The following is a 14,453-nucleotide window of genomic DNA, read 5'->3' on the forward strand; positions in this document are numbered from 1 at the left end:
GTTGAGTACCGCAACCGCCGAAACCGTGGGCGCGCCCGTCGTGCCGGAGGAGATCGCGTCCTTCACCGTGACCCTGATCATCCGTCGCTACAACCCGGAGGTGGACGCCGAACCGCACTGGGACGACTTCGACGTGCAGATGTACCCGACGGACCGCGTGCTGGACGCGCTGCACAAGATCAAGTGGGAGCAGGACGGCTCCCTGAGCTTCCGCCGCTCCTGCGCGCACGGCATCTGCGGCTCGGATGCCATGCGCATCAACGGCCGCAACCGTCTGGCCTGCAAGACCCTGATCAAGGACCTCGACATCACCAAGCCGGTGTACGTGGAGGCGATCAAGGGCCTGCCGCTGGAGAAGGACCTGATCGTGGACATGGAGCCGTTCTTCGAATCGTTCCGTGCCGTGCAGCCGTTCCTGGTGGCGAACAGCGCCCCCACCGACGGCAAGGAGCGCATCCAGACCGTCGCCCAGCGCGAACGCTTCGATGACACGACCAAGTGCATCCTCTGCGCCGCCTGCACGTCGAGCTGCCCGGTGTTCTGGACCGACGGACAGTACTTCGGTCCGGCCGCGATCGTCAACGCGCACCGCTTCATCTTCGACTCGCGCGACGACAATGCCGCCGTGCGCCTCGACATCCTGAACGACAAGGAAGGCGTGTGGCGGTGCCGCACGACCTTCAACTGCACCGAGGCGTGCCCCCGCGGAATCCAGGTCACGCAGGCCATCTCCGAGGTCAAGCAGGCCATGCTGCGCGGCACCCAGTAGCCGCACGAACTCGACCGGCCGGTCTCCCCACGACGAACATCCGTGGCGAGACCGGCCTTTCGCGTTCTCGACCGCACGGCCGCCGCCTAGGCTGAACTGGTGAATACTCCCGCGGTGATCGACCGGACCAAGACGCTCGTCGGCCGGGTCATGCGTTCGCGCCCGGTGCGGGTCTTCACCCGTTTCGGGGAGAGCGGCGGCGGCATCCTCGCCGCCGGCATGTCGTACCAGGCCATCTTCGCGACGTTCGCCGCGCTCTGGCTGACCTTCTCCATCGCCGGGCTGTGGATCACGTCGAACCCCGACCTGGAGCTGACGCTCTATTCCTTCATCAACCAGTCCGTCCCCGGGCTGATCGGCGAGGACGGTGTGATCGACCCGAGCGACCTCGCCAACGCCCGGGTCTTGGGCTGGTCGGGCGCCTTCGCTCTGATCGGCCTGCTCGCCACCGTGCTCGGCTGGCTCGCGAATACGGCGCTCGCGGTGCGCACGATCTTCCGGATGCCGCCCGACAAGACCTTCATCCTCCTGGTCAAGCTGCGGGAACTGGGCCTCGGCCTGCTGTTCGCGGTGGTGCTGGTGCTGTCGGCGTTGATCTCGATCGCGAGCACCGAGGCGCTCGGGGCGCTGTTCGGGCTGTTCGGGGTGTCCCGGGATTCGTTCTGGTTCAACGCCGCCGCCCGCTCGGTCGGTCTGCTCCTCGTGCTCCTGATCGACACCATCACCCTCGCCGCACTGTTCCGGGTGCTGTCGCGGGTGCGGATCCCGTTCCGCCAGCTGATCACCGGCGCCGTCCTGGGCGCGGCGGGCCTCGGCGTGCTCAAGATCCTCGGCAGCACGCTGCTCGCCGGCGCCGGCCGCAATCCGCTGCTCGCCGCCTTCGCGGTGATCATCGGGCTCCTGATCTGGTTCAACCTGACCAGCACGCTGACGCTGCTCGCGGCATCCTGGATCGCCGTCGGCATGGATGACGCCGGACTCTCACCGCGTCGGATCAGCGTGGACGAGGTCGCCGCCGAGAAACGCCGCCAGGAGGAGGAGGCGTTCCGCGTGGTCGTGCTGGCCGAGCTTCGGGATGCCCGCCTCGCGCACGACGACGCGACCTGGCCCGGCCGGCTGCTCACCGGCCGCCGACTGCGAGCCGCCGAGAAGCGGGCCGCGGAGCTTCCGGCCGACGGGTCCGGGCCGGAGCCAAAGTAGAATCGGGGAATGCCTTCCGCCGCCACCATCGCCCCCGACCCTGCTTCGTCCGCCGCCCCCGCCGGGTCCTCCGATTCGGCCACCACGCGGCTGCGGATCGCCAGCGTCAACGTGAACGGCGTGCGCGCCGCCTACCGCAAGGGCATGGCTGAGTGGCTTGCCGATCGCGACGTGGACATCCTCGCCCTGCAGGAGGTGCGCGCCTCGACCGAGGACCTCGAGGGTCTGCTCGGACCGGAGTGGAGCATCCTGCACGACGCCGCCACCGCGAAGGGCCGGGCCGGGGTCGCCCTGGCCAGCCGGTCGACCGCGGCCATCCACCGGGTCGAGCTCGGCGCCACCGAATTCGACAGCGCCGGCCGCTGGCTCGAAGCCGACTACGAGGTCAACGGCAAATTGATCACCGTCGTGAGCACCTACGTGCACTCCGGCGAGGTGGACACCCCGAAGCAGGTCGAGAAGTTCAAGTTCCTCGACGCCATGCTCGAGCGGCTGCCCGCGCTGGCCGCGCACAGCGACCGTGCCGTCGTGCTCGGCGATCTGAACGTCGGACATCGCCGGTTCGACATCAAGAACTGGCGCGGCAATGTGAAACGCGCCGGGTTCCTGCCGGAGGAACGCGCCTACTTCGACCGCATCGTCGGCGCCGAAGACGCCCCGGACTACAACGCCGGGGCCGGCCTCGGCTGGGTCGACGTGGGACGCCGGTGGGCCGGCGAAGTGGACGGGCCGTTCACCTGGTGGTCGTGGCGCGGTCAGGCGTTCGACAACGACACCGGCTGGCGGATCGACTACCAGCTGGCGACGCCGGCGCTCGCGGCATCCGTCACCGAGTACGCCGTCGACCGAGCGGCCGCCTACGACCGGCGCTGGTCCGACCACAGCCCCGTGGTCGTCGACTACGCACTCTGACCACCCCTCCATTTCGCGCCTTCGGCCTTGCCGGTGGCCCCACGCTACGAAAAGATCTGATCCCATGACCACACCCCGCCTCTACTCGGGCATGCAGCCGAGCGCCGATTCCCTGCAGATCGGCAACTACATCGGCGCCCTCCTGAACTGGAAGGCGTTGCAGCAGACCCACGACGCGTACTTCTCCATCGTCGACCTGCACGCCCTCACCGTGGCGCAGGACCCGGTGAAGCTGCGGGAGAACACGCGCCGCACGGCCGCGCAGTACATCGCGAGCGGCATCGACCCGTCGGCGTCGACGCTGTACGTGCAGTCGCATGTCGCCGCGCACGCCCAGCTGGCCTGGCTGCTGAACACGATCACCGGTTTCGGCGAGGCCAGCCGGATGACCCAGTTCAAGGACAAGTCCGCCCGGCAGGGATCGGACGCGACCACCGTGGGACTGTTCGCCTACCCGGTGCTGATGGCCGCGGACATCCTGCTGTACGACACCGAGATCGTGCCGGTCGGCGAAGACCAGCGTCAGCACGTCGAACTGACCCGGGACCTCGCGGCGCGCTTCAACTCCCGGTTCGGGCAGACGTTCACCGTGCCGGAGGTCGCCATCGTCAAGGAGACCGCGAAGATCTACGACCTGCAGAACCCGACCTCGAAGATGTCGAAGTCGGCCGAGTCGCACGCCGGTGTGATCTGGCTGCTCGACGAACCGGCGGTGACGCACAAGAAGATCATGCGCGCGGTCACGGATGCCGACGGGGGCGTGGTCTTCGACCGCGAGAACAAGCCCGGCGTGGCCAACCTGCTGACGATCTACTCGGTGCTCGCGGAGCGCTCGGTGGGCTCGCTCGAGGACGAATACGCCGGGCGCGGCTACGGCGACCTGAAGAAGGGTCTCGCCGAGGTGGTCACGGGCACGTTCGGACCGATCCGGGCGCGTGTTCTCGAGCTGCTCGACGACCCGGCCGAACTCGACCGGCTGCTCGCCCTGAACGCGGATCGGGCCGCGGGAGTGGCCAACGAAACGCTGACGCGCGCCTACGACCGCGTCGGCCTGCTGCCGGGGCGCTGAGGCGGTGCCGTCGGTCGTGCCGTCGGTCGTGCCGTCGGTCGTGCCGTCGGTCGTGCCGTCGGTCGTGCCGTCGGTCGTGCCGTCGGGTAGCTGATGCCCGCGCCCGCCGTCGTTCTGTTCGACCTGGACGACACCCTGTTCGCCCATCGCGGCGCCGTGGCCGACGGCATCCGTGCGCACCTCGATTCACTGGGCGGCACCTTCGCCGACGCCGACCCCGGCGCTGCGCTGGCGCTCTGGGACGACTTGGAAGAGCGGCACTACCACGCCTACCTCGCCGGAAGTCTGGACTTCGCGGGGCAGCGTCGGGAGCGGGCCCGCGACTTCGCGGCGGCGCACGGCGTCACTCTGACCGGGCCCGCGGCGGCTGCCTGGTTCGAGGCGTACTTCCGGCATTACCGGGCGAGCTGGCGCCTCCACCCGGATGCGCTGCCCTGCCTCGACGCCCTGGCCGTCGCCTTCCGTGGGGTGCGGATCGGGCTGATCACCAACGGTGAGTCGACGCCGCAGGGCCACAAGCTGGCGGACACCGGGCTCTCCGGGCGGGTGGAGCACGTGATCGCCTCCGGCAGCCTGGGTGTCGCCAAGCCGGACCCCCGCATCTTCCGGCACGCCTGCGCGGTGTTCGGGTCGGCCCCGGAGCAGACCGTCTACGTCGGCGACCGGCTGCGCACCGACGCGATCGGTGCCGCCGCGGCCGGGCTGACCGGGGTCTGGCTCGACCGGACGGGTGCCGGGGCTGGAGCTGGAGCTGGAGCTGGAGCTGGAACTGGGGCTGGAACTGGAGCTGGGGCTGGAGCTGGAGCTGGGCCGGATGCTGCCGAGGCCGCCCGGCTCGGCGTGCTCCGGATCACCGGCCTCGCCGCCCTGCCCGCCGTCCTCACGGCGCGCGCCTTCTCCTAGCCCCGGCCGACCCCACCCTCGCGCCTCTCTCCTGGGCATAACTCCTGCAAATTGACAACGCCACCTCGTCGGGGCCAGTCGTTACGGGGGCGGCCGGTGCCCCGCCGTGAAATTTGCAGGAGTTATGCACGAAGTCGGCTCTTGCTCCCGTTGTCGGGTGGCGGGGTGGGCGGTCGCGGTGGGCGCCGAGTACGGCTGTGCTCAGGCGTGGGCGCTTCCGAAGTGGCAAAGGTTCACCAGGTTCCGGATGGCTTTGACCACGCCCGCAGGATCGAACATGATGTCCCGGTAGAGCACACGCAGGGACGGATAGCCGAGCTCAGCAAGCAATCGGTCCCGGGTACGGTCACGAATGTGGTCGCTCCAGCTCTTATGGAATTGGTGACTGTCCGCCTCGACAACGACGCACCCCTCGACGAGCAAGTCCACGCGCCCCACACGGTCAATGCGCACTTGGATGTCGCAACGCAGGCCGGCATCGAGGATCAGCTGCCGGAGGACCGTTTCCTGCCCCGCATCGGACCGCGCATCGATCCTGAATCGCAGGGCTCGGTACTTGGCCGGCACGTGCGCGAAAATATCGGGAACATCTGCTGAGCCGATCTGGCCCTCGTGCAACGCCGTGTCGAGGGCGGCCAGTGCGAAATTGCGTGGCTGGCATTGGATGATCTGGGCCAGGGCATCCCGAGGCCCGACGCAGTACTCCGTGCCGTCTCCAGAGTCGAGCAGAGGCCCCCAATGCAGTTCGACGCCATCACGCCGGGCCTCCGCCAGGCGCACGAAACGGCTGTGAGGTGCGCGCAGCCGCGACCCTTCCCGCTCAACGTGGAGATGAGTGAACTGGGCGTCGAAGGCGAAGATCCCCAGTTCGTTTGCGGCCGATACGCAGGCCAGTCGACCACCGACGCAGACCGCTTCCATCGTGTGGCGATCGGTCCCGGGCCGGGCGTAGTGATCGCGGCGCACCCGCAGCAGGGACCCGGAACGGACAGCGAGGGTGATCTGGGCTCCGGTCATTCCCGCGGAGATCAGATCATGGCGATGGACAATTCGTCTCGGACCGAAGTCCAGGCTCGTGAAGGGGGTCATGCCGCGATCGTGACGGCACTCGATCGCCCTGCAGGCACCGTGCCGTGATCTGGGGAGAGCACCTCGCCGCACGTGGTTGTGCATAACTCCTGCAAATCGTGTTCGCGGCCATGCGAGTAGCCCGTGAATCCGGGCTTCGAGCAGTACATGCCAAGAATTTGCAGGAGTTATGCACAGGGACAGCACGGTGAATGAGTGGGCTGGGAGGAGAGACCGGGAGTGACCCGGAAGGCCTGGGGAGGGAGTGCTCGGGGCACGGATACCGAGACCCGGCGGCCATGTTCGGCCGCCGGGCCTCGGTGGGGTGCGTCGCACCGCGCGGGGAGCACCGGTCGGGGAGCACCGGTGCGGTGCTCCCCGCGCGGTGAGCACCGGCGGGCTAGACCACGTCTGCGTCGACCCAGTCGAGGGACTTGGTGACGGCCTTCTTCCAGTTGCGCAGCAGACGGTCGCGCTCGGCGATGTCCATGCTCGGCTCCCAGCGGGCGTCTTCCTGCCAGTTGGACCGCAGCTCGCCGAGGTCGTTCCAGAAGCCGACCGCCAAGCCGGCCGCATAGGCCGCACCCAGGGCGGTCGTCTCCGCGACCACCGGGCGCACGACGGACACGCCGAGGATGTCGGCCTGGAACTGCATCAGCAGGTCGTTGGCCGCGGCCCCGCCGTCGACCTTGAGCTCGGTCAGCGGCACACCGGAGTCGGCGTTGACCGCGTCCAGCACTTCGCGGCTCTGGTACGCGATCGCCTCGAGCGCGGCACGGGCGATGTGGCCCTTGTTCACGTAACGGGTGAGGCCGACCAGGGCGCCACGGGCATCCGCACGCCAATAGGGCGCGAACAGGCCGGAGAAGGCCGGCACGAAGTAGGCGCCGCCGTTGTCTTCGACCGACAGGGCGAGCGGCTCGATCTCCTCAGCCGTCTTGATGATGCCCAGGTTGTCGCGCAGCCACTGCACGAGCGATCCGGTGACCGCGATGGAGCCCTCCAGGGCGTAGTGCGGTTCGGCGTCGCCGAGCTTGTAGCCCAGGGTGGTGAGCAGGCCGTTCTGGGAGTGCACGATCTCGGTGCCGGTGTTGAAGATCAGGAAGTTTCCGGTGCCGTAGGTGTTCTTGGCCTCGCCCTGGTCGAAGGCGGCCTGTCCGAACGTCGCCGCCTGCTGGTCGCCCAGGATGCCGGCGATCGGGGTCTCGCGCAGCAAGCTGTGGCCGCTGGCGACGCCGTAGACCTCGGAGGAGGAGCGGATCTCGGGCAGCATCGACTTCGGCACGTCGAAGGCGGCGAGGATCTCGTCGTCCCACTGCAGTGTTTCCAGGTCCATGAACAGGGTGCGGCTGGCGTTGGTGACGTCGGTCAGGTGCACGCCGTCCTCGAGGCCGCCGGTGAGGTTCCACAGCACCCAGGTGTCGGTGGTGCCGAACATCAGGTCACCGGCCTCGGCCTTCTCCCGGGCCCCCTCGACGTTCTCGAGGATCCAGACGATTTTCGTACCGGAGAAGTACGTCGCCAGCGGCAGGCCCACCCTGGCCTTGAAGCGTTCAACGCCTCCGTCGGCGGCGAGCCGGTCGACGATGGGCTGAGTGCGGGTGTCCTGCCAGACGATGGCGTTGTAGACAGGGATGCCGGTGTGGCGGTCCCAGACGACGGCGGTCTCGCGCTGGTTGGTGATGCCGACGGCCGCGATGTCGTGGCGGGTCAGGTTGGCCTTGGCCAGGGCCGAACCGATGACCTCACGGGTGTTGTTCCAGATTTCCATCGGGTCGTGTTCGACCCAGCCGGCGCGGGGGAAGATCTGCTCGTGCTCGAGCTGACCGGTCGAGATGATCGATCCGGACTTGTCGAAGATGATCGCACGGGTACTGGTGGTCCCCTGGTCGATTGCGATGACGAATTTTGCCATTATTAACTCCTTTGTCAATGGTGAGTACAAGGTTATGCACCAGCCGGGAATTCTTCTGCGGACAACGCGTTGAGATATAACTAGTAGTAGTAGTAAACGTGCTCCGGGGTCGGTGTAAGTCCGAACCGGCGGTGAAAGTCCGCGACCCGTACCGCTCCTGGAGCGTGACGGTTGAGCTGGTGAAATTCCAGCACCGACGGTTAAAGTCCGGATGAGAGGCGCACGAGTCGATTGACCATCCCGGTCGGTCGGCGGGTTTCGCGTATGCGCGACCCACCTGGTGTTCGCCGCACCGAAAACCCGGAGTTCGTTTCGCCAACGGACAGGACGGGAATGACCGAGAATGCGGCGCTCGAGGCCACCATGCGGCGCGCCCTCGAGCTGGCCGCGAACGGGCCGGCCACGGGCCCGAACCCCCGCGTCGGCTGCGTGCTCCTGGACGAGTCCGGGCAGGTGCTCGCCGAGGGCTGGCACCGCGGCGCCGGAACCCCCCACGCCGAGGTCGACGCCCTGGCCCGGCTCACGGCGGGTGCCGCCCGCGGAGCCACCGCCGTCGTCACCCTCGAACCCTGCAACCACACCGGCCGCACCGGCCCCTGCTCGCTCGCCCTGATCGAGGCCGGCGTGACCCGGGTCGTCTACGCCGTCGCCGACCCCGGCATCGACTCCTCGGGCGGGGCCGACCGGCTCCGCCGCGCCGGGATCGACGTCGCCGGCGGAGTGCTGGCCGGCGCGGGAGAGGCGTTCCTCGCCGACTGGCTCGTCGCCGCCCGCCTCGGGCGGCCGTTCGTGACGCTCAAGTGGGCGTCGAGCCTCGACGGGCGCGCGGCGGCCGACGACGGGACGAGCCGCTGGATCACCGGACCGGAGGCCCGGCAGGACGTGCACCGGCGCCGCGCGGCAGCCGGCGCCATCATCGTCGGAACCGGCACCGTGCTCGCCGACGACCCCGCACTGACCGCCCGCGACGCCGCGGGAAAGCTCCTGCCGACCCAACCGGTGCCGGTCGTGATCGGCACCCGCGGCGTCCCGGCCGACGCGGCCCTCCGCTCCCACCCGCATCCGCCCCTGTTCTTCGCCACCGACGATCTGCTGGCCGTGCTGCACGACCTGCACCGGCGCGGCATCCGTCACGCGTTCATCGAGGGTGGGCCCACGCTCGCGAGCGCGTTCGTCGCGGCCGGCCTGGTCGACGAGTACCTCGTGTACCTCGCGCCCACGCTGCTCGGCGGCGGGAGGCTCGCCCTGGGCGACATCGGCGTGGCGGGCATCAGCGACCAGCGCCGCCTGGCCATCGACCACTACGACCGACTCGGCGACGACCTCCTCGTCGTCGCCCGGCCGAGATAGGACACCCATGTTCACCGGAATCATCGAGGAACTCGGCCAGGTCGAGAAGGTGGAGCGATCCGCGGATGCCGCCCGCCTCACCATCCGCGGCCCGCGAGTCGTGGCCGACGCCGGCCACGGCGACTCGATCGCGGTCAACGGCGTCTGCCTCACCGTGGTGGAGCGCACCGGAGACACCTTCACGGCCGACGTGATGGCAGAGACCCTGCTGATGTCGACGCTCGACGCCGCGCAGGCCGGCAGCCCGGTCAACCTCGAGCGCGCGGCCCTCGTGGGCGACCGTCTGGGCGGCCACATCGTGCAGGGCCACGTCGACGGCACCAGCACCCTGCTGAGCGTCACCCCCGGCGAGGCCTGGCGGGTGCTGCGGTTCAGCCTCTCCCCCGAACTCGCCCCGCTTGTGGCGGGCAAGGGATCCATCGCCGTGGACGGCGTCTCGCTGACCGTCAGCAACATCAGCCCGGCGAGCGAACAGGAGCAGTGGTTCGAAGTCTCGCTCATCCCCGAAACCCTCACCGCCACGACGCTGGGACAGCGCGTGGCCAATGATCACGTCAACATCGAAACCGACATCCTGGCCCGCCACGTGGAGCGCATGCTCGCCCTGGCGGACGCCGGATCGAAAAGGAGCCACCCATGAGCCTCGCCGACATTCCCACCGCGCTGGATGCCCTCCGGCTGGGGAAACCGGTCATCGTCGCCGACGATGAGGGCCGCGAGAACGAGGGTGACGTGATCATCTCAGCCCAGATGGCCACGCAGGAGTGGCTCGCCTGGACCGTGCGCTACTCCTCCGGCTTCATCTGCGCGCCGATGACCAACGACCTCGCGGACAAGCTCGACCTGCCGGTGATGGTGCAGAACAACGAGGACCCCCGCGGCACGAACTACACGGTGTCGGTCGACGCGGCCGACCGGCTCAGCACCGGGATCAGCGCGGCCGACCGCGCACACACCCTGCGCGTGCTGGCCGACCCGGCCTCCACGCCGTCCAGCCTGCACCGGCCCGGACACATCATGCCGCTGCGCGCGGTGGACGGCGGTGTGCGCGAGCGGGACGGCCACACCGAGGCGGCCGTCGACCTGATGAAACTGGCCGGCCTCGTGCCGGTCGCCGGGATCTCCGAGATCGTCGCCGAAGACGGCGAAATGATGCGCCTGCCCGGTCTCCTCGCCCTCGGCGAGCGCGAGGGCGTGCTGGTGATCACCATCAAGGACCTGATCGCCTACCTGCAGGAATTCCACACCGACACGGCACTGCCCACGGTCAGCCCGATCCTCGAGTCGCCGCGGGTCGATTTCGAGGTGGAGACCACCGTCCCCACCCGGCACGGCAACTTCCAGGTGCGCGCCTACCGGGACCGGATGACCGGCGCCGACCACGTGGCCCTCGTCTCCGGCACCCCCACCGACGGCGCGATCGTGCGGGTGCACTCCGAGTGCCTCACCGGCGAGGCGTTCGGCTCGCTCAAATGCGAGTGCGGGCCTCAGCTGGATGCCGCCCTGGAGACGATCCAGGAGTTCGGCGGCATCGTCGTCTACCTGCGCGGCCAGGAGGGCCGCGGCATCGGGCTGATCAACAAGCTCCGGGCCTACAAGTTGCAGGAGGACGGTCTGGACACCTTCGACGCCAACGTGGCGCTCGGCCTTCCCGCCGACGCCCGCGACTACGGCGCCGCCACGGCCATCCTGCACGAAATGGGCCTCTCTTCCGTGCGGCTGCTGACCAACAACCCGGAGAAGATGCGCCAGCTCGAGGCGCACGGCGTCACCGTGACCGAGCGGGTGCCGCTCGTCGTCGGCGTCGGCACGCACAACCAGGGCTACCTGGCCGTCAAGCGCGACCGGATGGGCCACCACATCGCAGAAGCAGAGATGCTGAAAGGAATCGCACTATGAGCGGAGCAGGCTCCCCCGAGATTGAGATCGACGGAACCGGGCTGGACATCGTGATCGTCGCCGGACGGTGGCATGACGTGATCACCGACGGGCTGATCGCCGGTGCGACCAGGGTGCTCGAGGCATCCGGTGCCCGCTACTCGCTGGTGCGGGTGCCGGGCAGCTTCGAGCTGCCGGTGGCGTGCAAGGTGGCCCTCGACAACGGCGCCGACGCGGTGGTCGCGCTCGGCGTGATCATCCGTGGCGGCACCCCGCACTTCGAGTACGTGTCGGCGGCGGCGACGGATGGCCTCACCCGGGTGGCGCTGGACACCGGCAAGCCGGTGGGTTTCGGTGTGCTCACCCTCGACGACGAGCAGCAGGGCCTGGACCGGGCCGGCCTGCCCGGTTCGAAGGAGGACAAGGGCGAGGAGGCGGCCGCGGCGGCCATCGCGACCGCCCAGCTGCTGCAGAAGCTGCGCGCGTACACCTTCGACTGATCCCGCGCGGACTCCGGCCGTAGGGTGCACGGGCGGCTGCCACAAACGGCCGCCGAGTTGCGGACAAAACACCTTCCCGCGCCGAAGGAGGGTGTTTTCTCCGCAACTCGAGCCCCGGCGCTGGCGGCGAGCGGCGAGCGGGCGAGCGGCGAGCGGGCGAGCGGCGAGCAAGCGAGTGAGTGAGGAACGGGGGCTAGTCGAGGAACAGGGTGCGCAGGCGCCGGGTGGTGAAGACCAGGCCGAGCAGGATCATCACCAGGTAGTAGAGCACGTGCCAGAGCATCCCGGCGTCGACCTGGCCGGTGGTCAGGCCGCGCACGAGCTCGACCCCGTGCCAGAGCGGGAGCGCCTGGATCAGGTACTGGATCGGCTGCGGGTACACGCTCAGCGGGTAGAACGTGGCCGAGAACAGGAACATCGGCAGCAGCAGGAAGTTGATCCAGTCCATCTGCTGGAACGTCTTCATGAAGCTCGTAACGGCCATCCCCACGCTCGCGAAGCCGAACGCGATCAGCAGCACGGCCGGCAGTGCCAGCAGCGCCCACCAGGACAGGTTGAGCCCGAGTGCCTGCATCACGACCAGGAAGCCGGTGGCGTACAGCGCCCCGCGGAGCAGTGCCAGGGAGATTTCGCCGAGCGCGACATCCAGGGGGCCGAGCGAGGTGGCCAGCATGCCCTCGTAGAGCTTGGCGAATTGCATCTTGAAGAACACGTTCCAGGTGGAGTCGTAGATGGCCCCGTTCATGGCGGCGACCGCCAGCAGCGCCGGCGCGATGAACGCCGCGTACGGCACCTCCTGACCTGACTCGGTCGTGATGGTGCCGACCAGGGCGCCCAGGCCGAGGCCCATCGAGAGCAGGTAGAAGATCGGCTCGAAGAATCCGCTGACCACGACGAGCCAGTTGGTGCTCCTCGTCGCCTGCCAGCCCCGGAGCATGACGCTGCGGGCGTTTCCGGCGTAGAGCGCGCCGAGCGGGCGGGATGCCGCGGCATCCGTTCTGAGGTCGGTCCCGGTCATTTGTTCAGCCGCCTTGCCGTGATCCGCCGGGCCCAGACCCAGCCGAGGGCGAGCAGTACCGCCAGATAAAGCACGTGCAGCGCGCTCAGCCAGAGCGGTTCGCTCAGGCCGTAGGTGAACACCCGGGCAAGCTCGGTGCCGTGCCAGAGCGGGGAGATCCAGCCGATCCACTGCAGCCAGACCGGCAGCAGGTCGAGCGGGAAGAAGGTGCCGGAGAACAGGGTCATCGGCAGGATGACGAAGCGCATCACCATGGCCAGCTGGCCGGTGTCCTCGGTGAGGGTGGCCGTGTACGCCATCAACACGGCGCCGAAGCCGAGGCCGGTGAGCAGCGCCACGAAGACGGCCAGGAACCCGGTCGGCGAGGGAACCGCGCCGAACAGCAGCATGAAACCGTAGAAGATGCCGCAGGTCAGGACCATGCGGACGGCCACCGAAATGACGATCCCGTTGATGATCTGGCCCGGCTGGATCGGGGACGCGTTCATGCCGTAGAACACCGGGTTCCACTTGAAGCCGAGCATGATCGGGTAGGTGAACTCCTCGCTCGCCACGGCGATCGCGGCGCTGCCGAGCAGGGCGGGCGCGACGAACGCGAGGTAGCTGACCCCACCCACGGCATCCGCCCCCAGGTTGGCGTCGACGAGGGTGGCCAGCCCGACCCCCAGCGCGTAGAGGTAGATGATCGGATTGCCGATGGCGGTCACGGTCACCGTCTGGGCGTAGGAGCGCATCACCCGGAAACGATGCTCGGCCACGTACCAGGAGCCCCAACGCCGGGTGCGCCGGGTGGCACGGATGGCCCGGTCGCCGGGCGAACCGGGCGGCGGGGCCGTCCCGATGCGGAGCGGTCCGCGCTGATCGGTGCCGGTCGGATCGGTGCTCATTCGATCAGGGTCCGTCCGGTCAGCCGCAGGAACACGTCCTCCAGGCTGGAGCGCCGCACCAGGCTGGTGATCGGGGTGAGGCCGGCGTCCACGATGCGCACCAGCTCGGACTCGCCGTTCTCGCTGTAGATCAGGATGCGGTCGGGCAGCACCTCGATCCGGTCGCCCATGCCCTTGAGGCGCCCGGCCACGTCGGCGTTGAGTTCGGAGCCGAACCGCACCTCGAGCACCTCTCGGGAGGAGTAGGTGCGGATCAGCTCTGCCGGGGCACCCTCGGCCATGATCACGCCCTTGTCGATCACGACCAGGCGGTCGCAGAGCTGCTCGGCCTCGTCCATGTAGTGGGTGGTGAGCAGCAGGGTCGTGCCCTGCTCCTTGAGCCGGAACAGGCGGTCCCAGAGGATGTGCCGGGCCTGCGGGTCGAGGCCCGTGGTCGGTTCGTCGAGCAGCAGGATGCTCGGGTCGTTGATCAGGGCCCGCGCGATCGTGAGGCGCCGCTTCATGCCCCCGGAGAGCGCGTCCACCTTCGATTTCGCCTTGTCCTCCAGCTGCGCGAATGCCAGCAGCTCGTCGGCGCGGCGGGCCACCTGTGCCCGCGGCAGGCCGAAGTAGCGGCCGTAGACGAGCAGGTTCTCACGCACCCGCAACTCGGTGTCGAGGTTGTCGGCCTGCGGCACCACGCCGAGCCTCGAGCGGATCTCCGGGCCGTACCGGTTGGGGTCCAGGCCCAGGATGCGGAGGTCTCCGCCGGTGCGGGTGGAGACGCCGCCCACCATGCGCATGGTGGTCGACTTGCCGGCCCCGTTCGGGCCGAGCAGGCCGAACGATTCGCCGGGTGCCACCTCGAAGGAGATGCCGTCGACGGCGGCGAAATCTTTGTACTTCTTGACGAGGTTCTGGGCAACGATGACTGGCTCCGGCACAGTTCCTCACTGTAGACCGCCGGGCCGACATGCAGCGGGATGCGGTTAAGCTCATTCAGTG

Annotated in this window: 14 protein-coding genes and 1 riboswitch; of the genes, 9 read left to right on the top strand and 5 right to left on the bottom strand. The window is 68.8% G+C overall.

Annotated elements, in window-relative coordinates:
- Position 1 precedes the first annotated feature (1 nt).
- From E3T23_RS11345 to E3T23_RS11365, 5 genes are all read left to right on the top strand, one after another.
- On the top strand, positions 2-769 hold the full coding sequence (locus tag E3T23_RS11345; protein ID WP_134370480.1) for a succinate dehydrogenase iron-sulfur subunit: 768 nt from the start codon (positions 2-4) through the stop codon (positions 767-769).
- A gap of 99 nt (positions 770-868) precedes the next feature.
- On the top strand, positions 869-1,969 hold the full coding sequence (locus E3T23_RS11350) for a YihY/virulence factor BrkB family protein (RefSeq protein WP_134370481.1): 1,101 nt from the start codon (positions 869-871) through the stop codon (positions 1,967-1,969).
- A gap of 9 nt (positions 1,970-1,978) precedes the next feature.
- Complete coding sequence (locus tag E3T23_RS11355; RefSeq protein WP_134370482.1) at positions 1,979-2,881, top strand: exodeoxyribonuclease III; 903 nt, start codon at positions 1,979-1,981, stop codon at positions 2,879-2,881.
- Positions 2,882-2,945: 64 nt separating this feature from the next.
- Positions 2,946-3,950, top strand: a complete 1,005-nt coding sequence (trpS, locus tag E3T23_RS11360) for a tryptophan--tRNA ligase (RefSeq protein WP_134370483.1) — start codon at positions 2,946-2,948, stop codon at positions 3,948-3,950.
- Between the two features lie 93 nt (positions 3,951-4,043).
- Positions 4,044-4,853 carry an HAD family hydrolase gene (locus tag E3T23_RS11365; protein ID WP_134370484.1) on the top strand — a complete coding sequence of 270 codons (810 nt, stop codon included), beginning with the start codon at positions 4,044-4,046 and terminating at the stop codon, positions 4,851-4,853.
- Between the two features lie 201 nt (positions 4,854-5,054).
- Here E3T23_RS11365 and E3T23_RS11370 read toward each other — a convergent pair whose 3' ends face one another.
- Positions 5,055-5,942 carry an endonuclease domain-containing protein gene (locus E3T23_RS11370; protein ID WP_134370485.1) on the bottom strand — a complete coding sequence of 296 codons (888 nt, stop codon included), beginning with the start codon at positions 5,940-5,942 and terminating at the stop codon, positions 5,055-5,057.
- Positions 5,943-6,321: 379 nt separating this feature from the next.
- Positions 6,322-7,836, bottom strand: a complete 1,515-nt coding sequence (gene glpK, locus E3T23_RS11375) for a glycerol kinase GlpK (protein WP_134370486.1) — start codon at positions 7,834-7,836, stop codon at positions 6,322-6,324.
- 95 nt (positions 7,837-7,931) lie between these two features.
- A riboswitch (FMN riboswitch) is annotated at positions 7,932-8,063 on the top strand.
- Between the two features lie 106 nt (positions 8,064-8,169).
- Between glpK and ribD the strand changes: the two genes are divergently transcribed.
- Genes ribD through ribH form a run of 4 tightly spaced genes read left to right on the top strand, consistent with a single transcriptional unit; the run spans position 8,170 to position 11,564 of the window.
- A complete protein-coding gene (gene ribD, locus E3T23_RS11380) occupies positions 8,170-9,186 on the top strand; it encodes a bifunctional diaminohydroxyphosphoribosylaminopyrimidine deaminase/5-amino-6-(5-phosphoribosylamino)uracil reductase RibD (protein ID WP_134370487.1) in 1,017 nt (338 codons plus the stop codon).
- Between the two features lie 7 nt (positions 9,187-9,193).
- Positions 9,194-9,826: a riboflavin synthase gene (locus tag E3T23_RS11385; protein ID WP_134370488.1), complete on the top strand. Its 633-nt coding sequence runs from the start codon at positions 9,194-9,196 to the stop codon at positions 9,824-9,826.
- A complete protein-coding gene (gene ribA, locus E3T23_RS11390) occupies positions 9,823-11,085 on the top strand; it encodes a GTP cyclohydrolase II (RefSeq protein ID WP_134370489.1) in 1,263 nt (420 codons plus the stop codon). The genes E3T23_RS11385 and ribA overlap by 4 nt, the downstream gene beginning before the upstream one ends.
- Entirely contained in the window at positions 11,082-11,564 is a 483-nt protein-coding gene (gene ribH, locus E3T23_RS11395; RefSeq protein ID WP_134370490.1) for a 6,7-dimethyl-8-ribityllumazine synthase, read from the top strand. Before ribA ends, ribH begins: the two co-directional genes overlap by 4 nt.
- Positions 11,565-11,757: 193 nt before the next feature.
- Here the strand turns inward: ribH and E3T23_RS11400 are convergent, their stop codons facing one another.
- From E3T23_RS11400 to E3T23_RS11410, 3 genes are read right to left on the bottom strand one after another with little or no spacing between them, the layout of a single operon-like run.
- Positions 11,758-12,582, bottom strand: a complete 825-nt coding sequence (locus tag E3T23_RS11400) for an ABC transporter permease (RefSeq protein ID WP_134370491.1) — start codon at positions 12,580-12,582, stop codon at positions 11,758-11,760.
- Complete coding sequence (locus E3T23_RS11405; protein WP_134370492.1) at positions 12,579-13,469, bottom strand: ABC transporter permease; 891 nt, start codon at positions 13,467-13,469, stop codon at positions 12,579-12,581. Before E3T23_RS11405 ends, E3T23_RS11400 begins: the two co-directional genes overlap by 4 nt.
- Positions 13,466-14,392 carry an ABC transporter ATP-binding protein gene (locus E3T23_RS11410; RefSeq protein WP_134370493.1) on the bottom strand — a complete coding sequence of 309 codons (927 nt, stop codon included), beginning with the start codon at positions 14,390-14,392 and terminating at the stop codon, positions 13,466-13,468. The genes E3T23_RS11405 and E3T23_RS11410 overlap by 4 nt, the downstream gene beginning before the upstream one ends.
- Positions 14,393-14,453: the final 61 nt, after the last annotated feature.

It is taken from the genome of Cryobacterium cheniae (genome assembly GCF_004403395.1).
GTDB lineage: Bacteria > Actinomycetota > Actinomycetes > Actinomycetales > Microbacteriaceae > Cryobacterium > Cryobacterium cheniae.

What these genes read in the sequence shown, in the direction of transcription:
- E3T23_RS11385 (WP_134370488.1), top strand. Translation starts at nt 9,194, where the DNA reads ATGTTCACCGGAATCATCGAGGAACTCGGCCAGGTCGAGAAGGTGGAG.
- E3T23_RS11355 (WP_134370482.1), top strand. Translation starts at nt 1,979, where the DNA reads ATGCCTTCCGCCGCCACCATCGCCCCCGACCCTGCTTCGTCCGCCGCC.
- E3T23_RS11370 (WP_134370485.1), bottom strand. Translation starts at nt 5,942, where the DNA reads ATGACCCCCTTCACGAGCCTGGACTTCGGTCCGAGACGAATTGTCCAT.
- E3T23_RS11400 (WP_134370491.1), bottom strand. Translation starts at nt 12,582, where the DNA reads ATGACCGGGACCGACCTCAGAACGGATGCCGCGGCATCCCGCCCGCTC.
- E3T23_RS11365 (WP_134370484.1), top strand. Translation starts at nt 4,044, where the DNA reads ATGCCCGCGCCCGCCGTCGTTCTGTTCGACCTGGACGACACCCTGTTC.
- glpK (WP_134370486.1), bottom strand. Translation starts at nt 7,836, where the DNA reads ATGGCAAAATTCGTCATCGCAATCGACCAGGGGACCACCAGTACCCGT.
- trpS (WP_134370483.1), top strand. Translation starts at nt 2,946, where the DNA reads ATGACCACACCCCGCCTCTACTCGGGCATGCAGCCGAGCGCCGATTCC.
- ribD (WP_134370487.1), top strand. Translation starts at nt 8,170, where the DNA reads ATGACCGAGAATGCGGCGCTCGAGGCCACCATGCGGCGCGCCCTCGAG.
- ribA (WP_134370489.1), top strand. Translation starts at nt 9,823, where the DNA reads ATGAGCCTCGCCGACATTCCCACCGCGCTGGATGCCCTCCGGCTGGGG.
- ribH (WP_134370490.1), top strand. Translation starts at nt 11,082, where the DNA reads ATGAGCGGAGCAGGCTCCCCCGAGATTGAGATCGACGGAACCGGGCTG.
- E3T23_RS11405 (WP_134370492.1), bottom strand. Translation starts at nt 13,469, where the DNA reads ATGAGCACCGATCCGACCGGCACCGATCAGCGCGGACCGCTCCGCATC.